The organism is Streptomyces sp. NPDC024687 (assembly GCF_055559055.1).
Window position 1 is genome coordinate 755,244 of record NZ_JBVHLJ010000002.1, and the last position, 15,930, is coordinate 771,173.

The window sequence follows — 15,930 nt, forward strand, 5'->3', positions numbered from 1 at the left end:
ATTCACCCGAAAGGCATGACCATGCGCAGAATCCTGCGCGGCGCCGCCGCGCTCGCTTTCACCGCCGCCGCCGTTCTCACCGGAGCCGCCCAGGCCGAGGCCGACGGCGGCACATGGGACGGCTGCCCCTACGGCGCCGTCTGCATCTACCCGGAGAACGTGACGCCGGCCACCAACCCGCACCCGAGCCACATCTTCTACTCCTACGGCTTCCACCCCATCTACAACCAGTACGGCAACCACTGGGTCTTCAACAACCAGTACGACGGCGCCCTCGTCGAGCTGTGCAAGTCCGTCAACACGGACTGCCATGAGTCCATCCCTCCGCAGGAGGGCTGGTACGTCGACCTCGGGCCGATCAACTCCCTCAACCTCAGGGAGCACTACCAGTGAGGCGCCGACTTCTCGCTGGGGCCGCCGCGCTGCTGCTGATCGGCGGCGCGGCGGGCTCCGCCGCTGCCGACGCCCCGGACAGACAGCCGGCCCGTCCCGCCGCCGCGTCCGCCGAGGTCCCCGCCGGCGTCAGCGCCGGGGTCGCCGTCTTCGACCGGCAGACCGGTACCTTCACGGAGCAGCTCAACACGAGCACCCGCTTCCGGTCCGCCTCGGTCGTCAAGCTGCTGCTGGCCCTGGACTACCTGTGGAACCGGGGCCCCGACTACACCGTGCCGGCCGCCGACCGGGCGTGGCTGGAGCCGATGTTGCGCGGCAGCGACGACGACGCGGCCAGCGACTACTGGTCGGACCACGGCGGTACGGCGATCATCACCCGCATGGTCGACCGCCTCGCCCTCAAGGACACGGCACCGCCGCCCACCGGGTACGAGGGCTACTGGGGCTACACCGCACTCTCCGCCCGCGACACGGTGACGATCTACCGCTACCTCCTGGACTCGGCGCCCGGCCCCGTGCGCGACTTCATGATGGGCAACCTGCGCCAGTCCACCCGCTGTGCCTCGGACGGCTTCGACCAGCACTTCGGCATCGCCGGGGCGTTCGACAGGCCGTGGGCGGTGAAGCAGGGCTGGTCGGGATCCTCGTACGAGAAAGGCACCTGCGGCCAGAAGCGCACCGCGACCGCGACAGTGGCGCGTGCCGGGAGTCCGGCCGCGGACGTGGATCTGACGCGGCCCGCGCTGCACAGCACGGGCACCGTGGGCGCCGGTGACCGGTCCATCGTGGCCGTGTTCACACTGCATCCCGTCGGCACCTCGTACGGGAAGGCGTACACGGACATCGGACGGCTGACCCGCTCCCTGAACGTCCCCGGAGCCGCGCGGCCCGCGGGATGGTGGTACGGCACGTGGAGCGACCATGTGAACGTCCGCCCCGACCCCGGCACCGGCAACTCACCGATCACCCAACTCCCCGCAGGCGTCGAGGTGTTGGTGGGCTGCCAGGCCAGGGGCGAGGTGGTGAACGTACCGCCTTACACCAACGAATGGTGGGCGTACCTCCCCCAGTACAACGGCTGGATCTCCAACATCTACATCAACTCGCCCGACAACAAGATGCCGGACGTCAAGGACTGCTGAGCGGCCTTGGACGACAGCTCCGCCACCTCACCCCTCGTAGTCGGCGAGGTAGCGGAGCACTTTCTCGACGTGGGGCTTCACCCGTTCGGGGACGCCGCCCTCTGTGATGACCGTGCGGTCACTCGTGCGGTAGCCGGCCGCCATCAGCGCGGGAAGGTCCTTGGCGGGCATGTCGGCCTTCTTGAACTGCTGGTCGAGCCAGCACACGTACAGCGACATCGTGGAGATCGCGTCCGGCGGCGACCGGTAGTCCTTGTCCCCGTCGCCGTCGCCGTCGACCGCCCAGGCCCGGAACACCGACGGCGTCCACATGGCGATGCCGTACTCCTCGCTCGCCGGGCGGGCCGCGTTCACGTCGAAACCGCTCTCCGCCTTGACCATGGCGGCGAGAAACGCGGGCGTGACCTCCGCGTCGGTGCAGCGGTGGGCTGCCTTCACCATGACCGGTCGCAGTGCCTCGGGTACGTCGGAGTCCTCCGGGATCTCCCCGTCGGCCGGGCTGTGCGTGACGATGACGGCCGGTGCACGCCGCCCTTGGTCTTCACCGTCGTCTTTCCCGCCTCCACCACCCCCGAGCAGCGCGGCCCCGGCGATGGCGGCAGCCGCCGCCGCGGCCAGCGCCATGGCGGCGGCCGGCAGCAGGCGACGTCGGCCACGCGGGCTCGCCAGTTGCTCGACCCGGGCGGACAGGCTCGCGGCGGTGTGGCGCAGGCGGCCCGCGTGATCGGGCGCCAGACAGTCCCCGATGAGCCCGCGCCAGTTCTCGTCGAGTCCCGCATCCAGACGCAGTGGCGCGGTGCCGCGGGCGTAGGCCTGCGCGGCGAGCGAGCGGGCCCGGGCGGTGGCGCCCGGGAACGGGTGGAGGCCACCGGTGAGCACCTGGTGGGCCAGGACGCCGAAAGCCCAGATGTCGGCGGTCGGCCGCAGCATCGTCCCGTCCGCCCCGGTGCGCTGGGACCACCACTCGGGCGGCACATGGTCGAGCGTGCCGAGCGGCGGCACATAGGCGTGGGTGCCCTCCAGTTCGGTGGCCAGGCCGAAGTCGGCGAGCCAGACCGCTCCGTCCGCGCCCAGCAACACGTTGGCGGGTTTGAGGTCGCCGTGGACCCAGCCGGCGCCGTGCATATGGGCAAGTCCGGCGGCGACGCCGCGCAGGACCCGCGCGGCGTCCGGGATCGGGCGGCCTGTCGCGGCAGCATCCAGCACCTGGCGCAGACTGGCCTCGGCCCGGTCCATGACGAGCGCGATGGCCCCGTCCAGCGCGGGCAGGTCCGGCGCGTCCACGGTGCACACCGCGTGTGTCCGTACGAGGTGCGGGTGGTCCGCCTCGGCACTGAAGCGCACCTCGCGCGCGACGAGTTCGCCGAGTGCGGCACGCTGACCGGGTGCCAAGGCGCCGGTCGGCAGCACCTTCACCGCCACGACCGTGCCGTCGGCGACCGCGCGGGCCTCGTACACGGTCCCCCAGCCGCCCGACCCGATGACGGCGTCCAACTGCCAGCCCTCGATGCGGAAACCCGCCGGCAGACGCGGCATTTCGAGAGCGCCCTGCTCGGCGCCTGAGGAGGTCATGCGCCGCTCTCCTGCGGGACGGGCCGTCTGCGGGACGGCAACAGGGCGAGGTGTTCCTCGCGCACCAGGCCGAAGCGCAGGGCGAGGGAGGCCAGTCGAGCGCGCTTGACGCCGGTGCGGCCGTTGCCGTCGGCTCCGGGCTCGTCGCCGAGGTCCAGGCGCAGCTTGGCGAAGGACAGGTAGTCGATGTGGTAGTTCACCGCGGAGCGGGTCAGACCACGACAGCTCTCCAGCGGGCGAAGTCGCTCCGCGATGTCCCCGGCGCCCGGCAGTACGTCGTCCGAGGGGTCGCGCAGCCGCGGCTCGCACAGGGCCACCAGCACCAGGAAGTACTTCGCCGTCGTATCGAGCGCGTAGGGATGCACGGTCAACTCCCCGCCGCCTGGCGGAGACTGCTCGTCCAGATAGGCGTGCTGCGGTGCGAACACCTTGAAGTCGACGGTCCCGCCCAGCGCGGGCAGGACGACTCTGGAGAACTCGAAGGGCACCGGCGCTCCGAGCCGACCTGGCGCGACGGTGATGTATTCGCCGGCCCCCTCCAGGTTCTCGACCACATACGCGGTGTCACGGCTGAAGTTCGACAGCCGCCAGTAGTCCTCGGCCGCCTCCAGCCGTCCCGCCCGCCGGGAGATTCCAGGGTCGGGCAGGACGATGGAGACTGTCCGGCCGCCGGGCATCCCGCGCCCGAAGTCGGCCACGTCCCCCGGTCCCATGTGCAGCAACTCGGGGCCGCCGACATCGACTTCACTCGGCCGTGACGGACCGGGCGGCTGCACAATGATCGTTTCCATACCGACTTTCCCCCGATGTGGTCGCCAGGATTGTAGAGACGCCTGGAGGTTTCCGCCGACCCGGTGCCTGCGCACGGGGCAGGGGCGCATCCCTCGGTCACAGTCGCCGCTTCGCCGCCGCCTCGTGAGTGGAACGTTCGCCACGGCGCGCCGGCTTCTGGTCAAAAGCCGCACGCGTGACGTCGTCACCCATGCCAGGCACCGCGTACGGGCCGATTCCAGGGGTGAGAGCACGAGGCACGACCACTAGGACGATCGGCCGATCATCCCGGTTCCCTGCGCGGGGCCGACCACTTCGGAGGTCGAGGCCAGGGTCCGGTGGCCACCCTGCCACTCAAACGACCAAGACACCGTATTCGGCATGCTCCGATACGACCTCCGACCGCTCAGCGCGTCCTGTCCGCCGACCCCTCAAAAATGATCAAGGGCCGGTTTCGGATACCTCCGAAACCGGCCCTGACCTGCAACTGTCTCCAGTCGGGACGACAGGATTTGAACCTGCGACCCCTTGACCCCCAGTCAAGTGCGCTACCAAGCTGCGCCACGTCCCGGTGCCCGTCTGACCTGGGGTTTCCCCTGGCCGAACGTGCAAAGAAACCATACCGCACTCGCGTCGGTGATCGCGCACCCCTTTCCCGCTCCTCACCCCCTGGGCGGATCGGGCAGCCCCAGCTCGGGATACGCGTCGAGCAGCCCGGACGGCGCCGCCTGCCGCCAGGAGTCGGCGAGGATGTCCCGCAGTTCGCCCTCGTCCTCGATCGCGGTGAGACGGGCGCGCACCCACGCGAACTGTGCCTCGTGGTCGGCGATCCAGAACTTTCCCGGCTCGGCCAGCACCAGTTCGTCGCGCTCCTCCTTGGGGCAGCGCACGGCGATGGACGTCTCGTCCTCGGGCAGCGTGGCGAACATCTTCCCCGCGACCCGGAACGTGGGCATGCTCCAGGCGATCTTCTCCGTCGTGTCCGGCAGGGACAGGGCGATACGGCGTACGTCTTCGGCGTCCGGCATGACAGGCACCGTAGCGGCCGGCACTGACAATCACCTGGTCACAGTGGTCCCCCGAGCCGCTTGTAGTACAGGGTGGTCGGCCGCAGTACCCCGGCGGGATCGGCCGCGTAGTCGGGGATGACGCCGGCCCGGGTCCAGCCGGCCGAGCCGTAGAGGCGCTCGGCGGGGCTGTCGGTCTCGGTGTCGAGGTGGAGCAGGGTGATTCCGGCCGCGCAGGCCGCCTGCTCCGCGGTGTCGAGGAGCCGCCGTCCGAGGCCCTGACCGCGCGCGTCCCTGTGCACCATCAGCTTGACCAGCTCCGCGCGGTGGCGGGAGTTGGGTTTGTCGGGAAAGGCGAGGCTGACGGTGCCGACGACGCGATGACCGTCGTGCGCCGCCCACACCGCCAGGTGTCCCGCGGCCACCGCGGCCGCGCGCTCCTTCCACCAGGCGACGGCCGCCGCGTGGTCCATCGGAGCGAGGAACCCGATGGAGGCGCCGCCGTCCACGGTGTCGACCAGCAGATCGGCCAACTCGCCCACAGAGTATGACAGTTGGGCCTCGCCGAGGCGCGTGACGGTCACGGCAGGACCACCGCCAGCACGTACCGCGCCGCGTCGGGGCCCGCGCACCGGAACCGCGTCGGGCCCCACACCCGCAGCCGCAGACAGTCCCCGGCGCCGAGGTGGCGCTCGGCGTCCTGGGCGGTGACGTCGAGCGCCCCCTCCAGGACCCAGATGTGTTGCTCCAGGCCGGGCACGGGCGGCCGGTCGTAGGCGATGTCGGCACCGGCGGCGAGCCTCCCCTCGACGAGTTCGCCGCGCAGCCCGGGATGCGGCGGCGACACGGACCGCCGTACGAACCCGGAGGCCCGGTCCTCCCACACCGGCTGCTCGGCGCCCCGCACCAGTGGCGGGGGCTCCGCCTCGGCCTCGACCTCGCTGAGCAGCTGGGACATGGTCCGTCCGTACACCCCGCACAGCCGGTTCAGCAGCGCGGCGGTGGGGCTGATCTCGGCCCGCTCGGCACGGGAGAGAGTGGACTTGCTGACTCCGCTGCGCTCGGCCAATTCGCCCAGCGACCAGCCGCGTTCGGCCCGCAACTCGGCGAGCCGGAGGCCGAGGCGGGCGTCGACGGGGTCGGGTCCGGGTTCGTCACGTCTCACATTCGGGACGCTATCCCACATACGAGAAACCGTGCCAGCCCCTATGCCCCGGCAATGGCTCCGAGCGCGTCCAGCACCGGACGGATCAGGGGATGCTCCTCCGCTCCCCGCCGTACGGCCGCGAAGACCCGGCGCGTCGGGGCGACCCCGTCGACCGGCCGTACGACCACTCCGGTCAGGTCCATCCCGATCAGGGCCGAACGCGGCACCAACGCCACTCCCGCGTCCGCCGACGCCAGTGCGACCACCGCCCGGAAGTCGTCCGAGGAGTGCTCCAGACGGGGCTGGAAACCGGCGCTCTCACAGGCCAGGACCACGACGTCGTGGCAGGGGTTCCCCGGGTAGGGGCCGATCCACGGGTCCTTGGCGAGCTCGGCCAGCGGCACCTCGCCCGCGTCGGCCAGCCGGTGGCTCACCGGCACGACCGCGTCGAAGGGCTCGGCGTACAGCGGCACGTGCGCCAGGCGGGGGTCGTCGGCGGGCGGCGCCCCGCGGTACTCCACCGCGACCGCCACATCGACCTGCCGGTCCAGCACCATCGGCAGGCTGGCGTCGCCCTCGGCGTCCTGGACGCGGAGGTGGATGCCCGGGGCCGTCGAGGCGAGGCGGGCCACCGCGGGCGCCACGACCAGGGCGATCCCGGTCGCGAAGGAGGCAACGGTGACCGTGCCGGCCGCACCCGAGCTGTAGGCGGCCAGCTCGGCCTCCGCCCGCTCCAGCTGGGCGAGCACGGCGTTGGTGTGGCTGAGCAGGATCTCGCCGGCCGGGGTCAGCCGTACGCCCTTGGCGCCGCGCTCGACGAGCCGGTGGCCGGTCTCCTGCTCCAGGGCCGTGAGCTGCTGAGAGACCGCGGAGGGGGTGAGATACAGCGCGGCGGCAGCCGCCGTGACCGTGCGGTGGTCGGCCACCGCACGGAGGATGTGGAGCCGCCGCGCTTCGATCATGGGATCGATTATCGCAATACGTCCGGACTACAGGGCGCCCGAGAAGCCGGTCAGCTCGGCCCTGGCCGCGACGAAGGCGTCGACCGCGCGGTTCACGTCCTCGGTGGAGTGGGCCGCCGAGAGCTGCACCCTGATGCGCGCCTGTCCCTGGGGAACCACCGGGTACGAGAAGCCGATCACGTACACGCCCCGCTCCAGGAGCAGCTCCGCGAGGCGCCCCGCCTTCGCCGCGTCCCCGATCATCACGGGCGCGATGGCGTGATCACCGGGCAGGACGTCGAAGCCCTCCTCCGTCATCCGGCGCCGGAACAGCGCGGTGTTCTCCCGCAGCCGCACCCGCAGGTCGTCCGCCGACTCCAGCAGGTCGAGGACCTTCAGGGAGGCCGCGGCGATCACCGGGGCGAGCGTGTTGGAGAAGAGGTACGGCCGTGAGCGCTGACGCAGGAGCGCGACGATTTCGGCGCGGGCGGCCACGTAGCCGCCGGAGGCACCGCCGAGCGCCTTGCCGAGCGTTCCCGTGATGATGTCGACACGGTCCATGACGCCGTGCAGTTCGGGGGTGCCGCGGCCACCGGGGCCCACGAAGCCGACGGCGTGCGAGTCGTCGACCATGACCATGGCGTCGTAGCGGTCGGCGAGGTCGCAGATGTCCTTCAAGGGCGCGAGGTATCCGTCCATGGAGAAGACGCCGTCGGTGACGACCAGCTTCCGGCGGGCCCCCGACGCCTCCTTCAACTGCCGCTCCAGATCGGCGAGATCACGGTTGGCGTAGCGGAAGCGGCGGGCCTTGGACAGCCGGATGCCGTCGATGATGGACGCATGGTTCAGGGCGTCGGAGATCACCGCGTCCTCGGGGCCCAGCAGCGTCTCGAAGACACCGCCGTTGGCGTCGAAGCAGGAGGAGTACAGGATCGTGTCCTCCTGGCCGAGGAAGGCCGACAGCCGCGCCTCCAGCTCCTTGTGGACCTCCTGCGTGCCGCAGATGAAGCGGACCGAGGCCATGCCGTAGCCCCAGCGGTCCAGGGCCTCGTGCGCGGCGGCGATCACCTCGGGGTGGTCGGCGAGGCCGAGGTAGTTGTTGGCGCAGAAGTTGAGGACCTCGCCGGGGCGGCCGCCCGCAGAGACGTTCACGGCCCTGGACTGCGGGGTGTCGATCACGCGCTCGGGCTTGTGCAGTCCGGCGGCGCGGATCTCGTCGAGGGTGGCGCGCAGGTCGTCGCGCACGGAGTCGAACATCGTCAATCCCTAAGTCGGTTGGTCCGGTCGAGTCAGTTGGTCCAGTCGAGGATGACCTTGCCGCCGCGGCCGCTCGCCGCGTCGGCGAACGCCGCCTCGAAGTCGCGGTAGCCGTACCGGCCGGTGATCACGGGGGCGAGGTCGAGGCCGCCCTCCAGGAGGACCGACATCGCGTACCAGGTCTCGAACATCTCGCGGCCGTAGATGCCCTTGATGGTGATCATCGAGGTGACGATCCGGGCCCAGTCGACCGGGAACTCCGCGGCCGGCAGTCCCAGCATGGCGATCCGGCCGCCGTGCGTCATGTTGGCGATCATGTCGCGCAGGGCCTCCGGACGGCCGGACATCTCCAGGCCGATGTCGAAGCCCTCGCGCAGCCCCAACTCCCTTTGCCCGTCGGCGATCCGGGCCTGTGAGACGTTCAACGCGAGGCTCACCCCGATCTTGCGGGCCAGTTCCAGGCGCTCCTCGCTGACGTCGGTGACGACGACGTTGCGGGCACCCGCGTGCCGGGCGACCGCCGCCGTCATCAGTCCGATCGGCCCGGCACCGGTGATCAGCACGTCCTCGCCGACCAGCGGGAAGGACAGCGCGGTGTGCACGGCGTTGCCGAACGGGTCGAAGATCGCCGCCACATCGAGGTCCACGGGGACGCGGTGCACCCACACATTGGCGGCGGGCAGCACGACGTACTCCGCGAAGGCCCCGTCCCGGCCGACGCCGAGTCCGACCGTGGCCCGGCACAGGTGCCGTCGCCCGGCGAGGCAGTTGCGGCACTTGCCGCAGACGAGGTGCCCCTCGCCGCTCACCCGGTCCCCGATGGCGATCTCCGGGACATCGCGCCCGGTCTCCACGACCTCGCCGACGAACTCGTGTCCGAGCACGAGCGGGGTCCTGATCGCCTGCTGGGCCCAGCCGTCCCAGGACCGGATGTGCAGATCGGTGCCGCAGATGCCGGTGCGCAGCACCTTGATCAGTACGTCGCCGGGGCCGACGGCCGGCTCCGGGACGTCCGCGAGCCACAGCCCGGGCTCGGCCTTCTCCTTGACCAGCGCCTTCACGGTACGGCTCCTGTGGGTGCGAGGGGTGGAAACGCCCAGCAATCTGCCGTACGGCACCGTCCTGGTCCATCGAGGATTTCTTAAGCGGTGCCACAGCTCCGCTTCACACCCGCCGGGCGGTTCGGCCCGGGTTCTCGCATCACATGGTCGTATCGGGTCACACGGTCCCCGATCAGCAGCGAGAATCGACCGGGAAGGCCCGGCCCGCCGCGGCCGGCCCCTGAACGCTCACCGCCGTACCCGGCCAAACTGACGTGGAGCCGCTGATGACCACCGCACGGGACCTCGCGATCGTCGCCCTCGATGTGGCCGCCGACAAGCCGGTGGAACAGGGTGACCTCGCGCTCGCGCTCGCGGGCGCCGAGGTGTTCGACCTCCTCGACGCCCACGCCGTCGCCCTGGACGGCGACCGCATCCTGCCGCAGGCCCAGTCCCCCACGGGGGACCGGCTGTTGGACGAGGCCGCCGACGCGCTCGTACGGCAGGAACCGTACGAGACGGTCGAGGACTGGCTGTGGCGCCGGGGCCGCGGGCTGTCCGCGGCCTACGTCGACGACCTGGAGCGGATGGGGCTGACCACCCGCTCGCGGGGCCGCCGCATCCCGCTGCGGACCGGGCGGACGGAGCTGGTCGAGTCGGCGGCCCGGCGGGAGGCCGAGGAGCGCTGGGCGGCGGGCGAGCCCGTCCTCGCAGCCCTGGTGGCCGCCGCCGGGATCGGCGACGAACCGGCCGGGGAACCTGCCGACGAGGCGGCCACCGTGCTGGCCGCGGTCGGGGACGCGGTGATGGAACTGGAAGCGGTCCGCCAGCGGAAGGTCATCGAGGACGCCGCGTTCGACAATGTCTGGCGCGGTTACTAGGAGCCGGCGAGCCGGACACCCGGCCCTCCAGCCGGGCTCCCCCGACGGGCCGTCCCGCCCGTCACAGCACCGGGAGCCCGTCGGCCTCCCGTCGTTCCAGCCGCGCGACCAGTTCCGCCGCGGACGACTTGATGGTGTCCAGTCCGGACCTCCCCCAGGTCCGCGGCTGCACGTCCGCCGCGCACACCGTGCCGAGGACCATCCCCGTGGAGTCGATGAGCGGAGCGCCCAGATAGGAACGGATGCCGAACTCGTCGACAACCGGGTTGCCCGCGAACCGCGGGTAGTCACGGACGTCCTCCAGCACCAGCGCCTTGCGGCGGGCGACCACATGGGGGCAGAACCCATGGTCGCGCGCCATATAGCGGCCCACTTCCGGCTTGGCCTCCTCGCCGGCCGCCGGCGGCCGGGCCGCGGGAATTCTCAGACCGGCGAAGAACTGCCGGTTCTCGCCGAGGAAGTTGACCATGGCGTACGGCGCCCCCGTGCACTCGGCGAGCCGCTCGGCGAAGGCGTCGAGCACCGGCTCCGGATACTCCCCGAGCCCGAGCAGGCGCAGCCGGCGCGTCCGGTCCGGGGCCTCCTTGTCCTCCGGGGTGAGCAGCAGTCGACCGGCCGGGCGGGGTGGGTCGTAGCTCATGGGCGGCCGTCGCTGTGGACGTCGGTCATATGCGGCTCCGTAGCGGTGTGTGCGGGGGTCACATGTGGGCGCCATGGCTCGGCGCGGGGGCCGGGCTGTGGGCGATGAGATGCCGTACGAGGGTGAGCAGGGTCTGCACACCGGAACTGGAGATCCGGGCGTCGCAGCGCACGATGGGGATCTCCGGCGGGAGGTCGATGGCGGCACGGACCTCCTCCGGGTCGTAGCGGTACCCCCCGTCGAACTCGTTGATCGCGACGATGAATCCGAGGCCGCGCTGCTCGAAGAAGTCCACGGCGGCGAAGCAGTCCTCCAGTCTGCGGGTGTCGGCGAGGATCACCGCGCCGAGCGCGCCCTCGGAGAGTTCGTCCCACATGAACCAGAACCGCTCCTGGCCGGGTGTGCCGAACAGGTACAGGACGTGTTCCGGGTCGAGCGTGATCCTTCCGAAGTCCATGGCCACCGTCGTCTCGACCTTGTTCTCGATGCCGTCGAGACTGTCGGTCGCGGCGCTGACCGTGGTGAGCAGCTCCTCCGTGCTGAGGGGAGCGATCTCGCTGACCGCGCCCACGAAGGTCGTCTTGCCTACCCCGAACCCTCCCGCCACCAGGATCTTCAGTGCGGTGGGAAAGGGGTCAGAGCTGTCGTCGTAGTCCATCGAGCACTGCCTCCAGAAGAGCCCGGTCAGTCGGGTTGTGGGTGAACTCGGGGGGCTTGGTGGTCAGCGCCCCGCAGTCGACGAGGTCGGACAGCAGCACCTTGGTGACCACCGCCGGCAGCTTGAGATGGGCGGCGACCTCGGCCACCGAGACGGGCGCGCGGCACAGGTCGAGCGCCTGCGCGTGCTCGGGGCCGAGATAGCCGATGGGGGTGGCACCGGTGGCCATCACGTGCGAGAGGAGATCGAACACGATGGACGGCCGGGTGCGGCCGTTGCTGACCGTGAAGGGCCGCACCAGCCGCCCGGCCGCGTCGTCGAGCCAGGGCCCGTCGCCGGCCGCCGCCACGCTCAAGGCCTCATCGCCGAGGGTTCGACGGCGTGCTGCCGGGGCGCGGTCACCAGGTAGGGGCGCACGCTCTTGACGAGCATCGCCATCTCGTAGCCGAGCACGGCGGCGTCGGCCTCGCGTCCCGCCAGGACGGCGAGACAGGTACCGGAGCCGGCGGTGGTCACGAACAGCAGCGTCGAGTCGAGTTCGACGACGACCTGGCGGACGTCTCCGCCGTCGCCGAAGCGGACGCCCGCGCTGCGGCCGAGGGAGTAGAGGCCGGAGGCCAGGGCCGCCATGTGGTCGGCGCTGTCCACGTCGAGGCCGTGGACCGACTTCACGAGCCCGTCGCAGGACAGCAGGACCGCGCTGCTGGTGTGCGGCACGCGCTGCACGAGGCCGCTCATCAGCCAGTCGAGATCGGATACATGGCCGGTCGGCGCTTCGCTCGCCATGGTGGATCGACTCCTTGAGGTACGAAGGTCTGCGGGAGCGCTGGGGGGTGGGGTGAACGCGGGGGTGGTCATCCGGCGGGTGCGCTCCCGTCGTGCCGGTGGGTGGTGCGGTCGGGATCGAGGCCGTGCGCCTCGGCTATGTGGGGCCGCTCCATGGGGGTTACGTCGAGGGTGGCGGCGTCGGTCGTGTGTGTGGCGTCCGTGTGGCTCGCATCCAGGTCGATGTCGCTGTCGCTGTTGCTGTCGAAGTCGAAGGAGGCGGAAGGGTCGGGGGACGTAGCGGGGCGGGACGTGGGCGCCGCGGACACCGCCCTGGGGCGGCCCGTGGTGTATGCCGAGTCCATGTGTCCCGCCTCCGTACGCGGCGACGGCAATGGCAAGGGCAAGGGCGTGGTCGGTTCACCGCGCTCCGGCTCCACGTGTTGCTGGGCCTCGGCGAGGTTGATCCCGCGCTGGAAGGCCGCCATCAGCCCCGGGTCGTGGCCGGCGATGTACTCGGCGTCCTGCCGTGGTGCCGGTCCGCCGCGCAGTTGGGGTGCGATGTGCTCCTGGGCGCGGCGGCGGGGCAGTTGGGGCTTGCCCATGGTGCCGCGCACGGTCCCGCTACGCGGGGTGGGCGGCGCGGCGACGTGCTCCGCGACCAGCCGCCGGTCGTCGGGCCTGATCCCGGGCACGGCCTCGGCAGGGGTGGGCCGCGCCCCGCGGGCCCCACGCACGGGCAGCGGCGCGGGACGCCCGGAGCGCGCTCCCTCCGGCCCGCTCCCACGACCGGCCTGCCGATCGGTCCCCGCTCCGTTGCCACGGGCCGGGGACCCGCCCCCGCCGGGCAGGGCCCCGCCTGCGAGATGCCCTTGCCCACCGTCGCCCGGAACACCCAAGCCACCACTGGGTACGGCCGAGCCAACACTCGGAGAGGACCCACTGCCACGCGCCAGGGAGTCGCCAACAGGCACTTGCCTACCGTCACCTGGAGCTCGCGAGGCACCGTCCAAGAAGGCTCCGCCACCACTCGCCAGGGCGTCGGCACCGGACGTTTGTCCACCGCCAACCGGCCCCCCCGAGGCACCATCCAGAAACGCTCCGGCGCCACCCGCCAGGGCCTCGCCGCCGGGCACCTGTCCGCCGCCGCCCGGCAAGCGCCCGCCCTCATGCGGAACGCTTCCACCGCTGGCCGGTGCCCCCGAGCCGTTCAAGAACGGCCCGCTGCCACTCGGCAGGGGATCGCTGCCGCCAGGCCCAGGCCCCCCACCGCTCGACACGGCCGCGCCGCGATCCGGCGCAGCACCTTCGCCGACCGGTACGCCTCCGCCGCCACCCGGTGCGCGACCACTCCCGTTCAGTCCGGGCCCACGGCCGTTCTGCCCATGCCCGACGCCCTGCGGAACCGCCACGCCGCTCTCCGCCGTCGGCGTCGCACCACCGTTGAGACCCGGACGCGGCTCCGCGGGCGCTCCCCGGTGCCGTGCCTCGTGCCCGGCACGCGGATGACCCGGACCCTGGCGCGCTACGACCGCCCCCGCGCCCCCACCCGTCCCCGCCGCTTCCGGCTGGTGCGCACCGATCGCCCCCGGCGCCGAACCCAGCAACGTCTGCGGCACGACGAGGACGGCCTGGACGCCGCCGTAGATATTGGTCTGGAGCCGGACATGGATCCCGTGCCGCTTCGCGAGCTGCGAGACCACGAACAGCCCGATGCGCCCGTCCGCCAGCAGACTTGCGACATTGACCTGGTCCGGATCCGCCAACAGGGCGTTCATCCGGTGCTGTTCGGCGACCGGCAAGCCGAGCCCGCGGTCCTCCACCTCGACGGCGAGCCCGGAGGTCACGAGGTTGGCGCGCAGCAGCACTTGGGTGTGCGGCGCCGAGAACACCGTTGCGTTCTCGACCAGTTCGGCCAGCAGATGAATGACGTCGGCGACGGCATGCCCGCGCAGTGTGCCGTCGATCGGCGGCACGAGTTTCACCCGCGAGTACTGCTCGACCTCGGCGATGGCGGAGCGCAGCACCTCGGTCATGGAGACGGGGTTGCTCCACTGCCGACGTGAGACGGCACCGCCGAGGACTGCGAGGTTCTCGGCGTGCCGGCGGATCCGGGTGGCCAGGTGATCGACGTGGAAGAGCCCCTTGAGCAAATCGGGGTCCTCGATCTCGTTCTCCAGCTCGTCGAGGATCGAGATCTCGCGGTGCACCAGCGACTGAAGCCGCCGCGCGAGGTTGACGAAGACCTCCAGCTTCTGTTCGCTGCCGGCCTGGCTGGAGAGCTGGGCGGCCTGGACGACGGCGGTGACCGCCCCGTCGTGGGCGCGGTCCAGGTCGGCGGCGAGCAGTTCGAGGTCGTCGGCGTCGTCGGGCGGACCGTTGCGCGGGCTGAGGCCCGGCGGAATCTCGCCGCGCCGCAGCCCCTCGACCAGCGCCCGCAGGTCGGCCTCGCGGCGTGCGCTGCTGCGGCGCAACGCGCCGACGCGGTCGCCCACCGTCTTTGCGGCGCGGTCGGCCGCGACGGCGGCGATGAGGATCCCCGCGAGGGCAACCGAGACCGTACCGGCCAGGACAGCCCACAGGATGAGGTTGGGATGCGCCCCGGTGGAACGAACGGTGAACAGGACGGCCGCGCAGCCGCTGAGGGCGACCGCGATCGGCGGGAGCACGGCCAGCCGCAGCAGTTGTGGCCGTATGTGCGTCTCAGGCAGCGAGGGGGTGGGGCGGGCGACCGGCCGCCCGTGCCGCCCGCTCTCGCGGCGGTCTGCGCGTGCGGCAGGTGCACGGAGGTGAGACATCGGTGTCCTTGTACTGGTCCGTCGGTCCTGTTGGCCGGAGGGATCCGGGCCTGCCGGCCCGGATCGGCGGGCTGCGGCGCGTGCCCCCACGGGCGTCGGGGCGGGTCGCCGGGCGGCTCGCGCGGCATGGTCGTCGGTCACCGGCGCGTCGCCTCCCTCCTCCCCGCACCTCGGCCGAGCGCCGTGGGCATGCGTCATGGCGTACCGGTCGAGAGAACCGAAGACTTCAACCCCTCGTTGGCCGGTGGACACTCACAGTAGTCGCCAAGGCATCATGTGCGAGCGGCAGTTGACAAACTGCCCCGGGGAGCATCCCGCTCTGGTATGAGGTTTCGCACGACAGAACGACAAGCTGATCGGCCGAGCACTCTCGAACGAGTGACTACCGATCATCCCTGGTCAGAACCGTTCACACACGACCGGCGAGGACTCCAGCCGTACGCGCGCCTCGGTCGTCGCCCCGGCCCGTTCCTCGGGCACGACGGACCCACCGACACCCTCCCGGACCCTTGGCCCAAACTTTCCGGACCGTCACTGACTGTGTCGGTCGGCCGCGACGCCGAGCCGCTTCATCCCCCGAGCCACGGCGGGGGCACTCCCCGCGCTGGGCGTTGGTCTTGCCGAGGGTGTCCGGCGCCGACTACCCCGGAGTGACAGGCGGACGGGGTCCTCAGTCCGCTCACCCCGGCCTCGGGGCCGGCCGACCCGACCCGTGCCGCCCGCAAGCACGCGCGACTCCAGTTACCAGCCTTCTCGCCGGGTCCACCGAGGCAGGCCGGCCCCCTGCCACCCCGTCACCGGACCTCGGTGCCGAGGTCCGGACCGTACTGCTTGCCCCGCCAGAGATGTTCACCGCACCGCACCGCGCTGCGAAGCCGGGGACACCTACCCAGACCACCGTTACGACACCAGGGTCAA

At 71.6% G+C, this 15,930-nt stretch carries 16 protein-coding genes and 1 tRNA gene; 3 read left to right on the top strand and 14 right to left on the bottom strand.

From position 1 onward, the window contains the following. Positions 1 to 15 precede the first annotated feature (15 nt). Both ACZ39I_RS10160 and ACZ39I_RS10165 read left to right on the top strand, forming a co-directional pair. The gene (locus ACZ39I_RS10160) at positions 16 to 393 is read left to right on the top strand and encodes a hypothetical protein (RefSeq protein WP_467243997.1); all 378 of its coding nucleotides are present in this window, start codon (positions 16 to 18) and stop codon (positions 391 to 393) included. Continuing rightward, entirely contained in the window at positions 390 to 1,535 is a 1,146-nt protein-coding gene (locus ACZ39I_RS10165; RefSeq protein ID WP_467243998.1) for a hypothetical protein, read from the top strand. Before ACZ39I_RS10160 ends, ACZ39I_RS10165 begins: the two co-directional genes overlap by 4 nt. A 27-nt stretch (positions 1,536 to 1,562) precedes the next feature. Here the strand turns inward: ACZ39I_RS10165 and ACZ39I_RS10170 are convergent, their stop codons facing one another. The 9 genes from ACZ39I_RS10170 to tdh form a co-directional block, all read right to left on the bottom strand. Further along, positions 1,563 to 3,107, bottom strand: coding sequence for a serine/threonine-protein kinase (locus tag ACZ39I_RS10170; RefSeq protein ID WP_467243999.1), 1,545 nt, complete (start codon positions 3,105 to 3,107; stop codon positions 1,563 to 1,565). After that, on the bottom strand, positions 3,104 to 3,898 hold the full coding sequence (locus ACZ39I_RS10175) for a serine/threonine protein kinase (protein ID WP_352380658.1): 795 nt from the start codon (positions 3,896 to 3,898) through the stop codon (positions 3,104 to 3,106). The genes ACZ39I_RS10170 and ACZ39I_RS10175 overlap by 4 nt, the downstream gene beginning before the upstream one ends. Positions 3,899 to 4,375: 477 nt before the next feature. Then, positions 4,376 to 4,449 (bottom strand) — tRNA-Pro (locus ACZ39I_RS10180). Between the two features lie 91 nt (positions 4,450 to 4,540). After that, positions 4,541 to 4,906 (bottom strand): MmcQ/YjbR family DNA-binding protein, encoded by a 366-nt coding sequence (locus ACZ39I_RS10185; RefSeq protein WP_467244000.1) that lies wholly within the window; start codon positions 4,904 to 4,906, stop codon positions 4,541 to 4,543. Positions 4,907 to 4,944: 38 nt separating this feature from the next. After that, on the bottom strand, positions 4,945 to 5,469 hold the full coding sequence (locus ACZ39I_RS10190) for a GNAT family N-acetyltransferase (RefSeq protein WP_467244001.1): 525 nt from the start codon (positions 5,467 to 5,469) through the stop codon (positions 4,945 to 4,947). Next, positions 5,466 to 6,071 (bottom strand): helix-turn-helix domain-containing protein, encoded by a 606-nt coding sequence (locus tag ACZ39I_RS10195; protein WP_467244003.1) that lies wholly within the window; start codon positions 6,069 to 6,071, stop codon positions 5,466 to 5,468. The genes ACZ39I_RS10190 and ACZ39I_RS10195 overlap by 4 nt, the downstream gene beginning before the upstream one ends. 20 nt (positions 6,072 to 6,091) lie before the next feature. After that, positions 6,092 to 6,994 carry a LysR family transcriptional regulator gene (locus tag ACZ39I_RS10200; protein WP_467244004.1) on the bottom strand — a complete coding sequence of 301 codons (903 nt, stop codon included), beginning with the start codon at positions 6,992 to 6,994 and terminating at the stop codon, positions 6,092 to 6,094. 27 nt (positions 6,995 to 7,021) lie between these two features. Beyond that, entirely contained in the window at positions 7,022 to 8,230 is a 1,209-nt protein-coding gene (locus ACZ39I_RS10205; protein WP_467244006.1) for a glycine C-acetyltransferase, read from the bottom strand. A 32-nt stretch (positions 8,231 to 8,262) separates the two neighbouring features. After that, positions 8,263 to 9,291 (bottom strand): L-threonine 3-dehydrogenase, encoded by a 1,029-nt coding sequence (tdh, locus tag ACZ39I_RS10210; protein ID WP_467244008.1) that lies wholly within the window; start codon positions 9,289 to 9,291, stop codon positions 8,263 to 8,265. 266 nt (positions 9,292 to 9,557) lie between these two features. Here tdh and ACZ39I_RS10215 point away from each other — a divergent pair, with 266 nt between their 5' ends. Then, positions 9,558 to 10,151, top strand: coding sequence for a GPP34 family phosphoprotein (locus ACZ39I_RS10215; protein WP_467244009.1), 594 nt, complete (start codon positions 9,558 to 9,560; stop codon positions 10,149 to 10,151). Positions 10,152 to 10,212: 61 nt separating this feature from the next. Here the strand turns inward: ACZ39I_RS10215 and ACZ39I_RS10220 are convergent, their stop codons facing one another. The 5 genes from ACZ39I_RS10220 to ACZ39I_RS10240 all read right to left on the bottom strand — a co-directional run bounded on the left by ACZ39I_RS10220 (position 10,213) and on the right by ACZ39I_RS10240 (position 15,012). Then, positions 10,213 to 10,791 carry a GAF domain-containing protein gene (locus ACZ39I_RS10220; RefSeq protein ID WP_467244011.1) on the bottom strand — a complete coding sequence of 193 codons (579 nt, stop codon included), beginning with the start codon at positions 10,789 to 10,791 and terminating at the stop codon, positions 10,213 to 10,215. A gap of 58 nt (positions 10,792 to 10,849) precedes the next feature. Then, positions 10,850 to 11,449, bottom strand: a complete 600-nt coding sequence (locus tag ACZ39I_RS10225) for a GTP-binding protein (protein WP_007386183.1) — start codon at positions 11,447 to 11,449, stop codon at positions 10,850 to 10,852. After that, positions 11,427 to 11,798 (bottom strand): DUF742 domain-containing protein, encoded by a 372-nt coding sequence (locus ACZ39I_RS10230; RefSeq protein ID WP_352382484.1) that lies wholly within the window; start codon positions 11,796 to 11,798, stop codon positions 11,427 to 11,429. Before ACZ39I_RS10230 ends, ACZ39I_RS10225 begins: the two co-directional genes overlap by 23 nt. A 2-nt stretch (positions 11,799 to 11,800) precedes the next feature. Further along, positions 11,801 to 12,235, bottom strand: coding sequence for a roadblock/LC7 domain-containing protein (locus tag ACZ39I_RS10235; protein ID WP_467244012.1), 435 nt, complete (start codon positions 12,233 to 12,235; stop codon positions 11,801 to 11,803). Between the two features lie 68 nt (positions 12,236 to 12,303). Next, positions 12,304 to 15,012, bottom strand: coding sequence for a sensor histidine kinase (locus ACZ39I_RS10240; protein WP_467244015.1), 2,709 nt, complete (start codon positions 15,010 to 15,012; stop codon positions 12,304 to 12,306). Between the last annotated feature and the right edge of the window lie 918 nt (positions 15,013 to 15,930).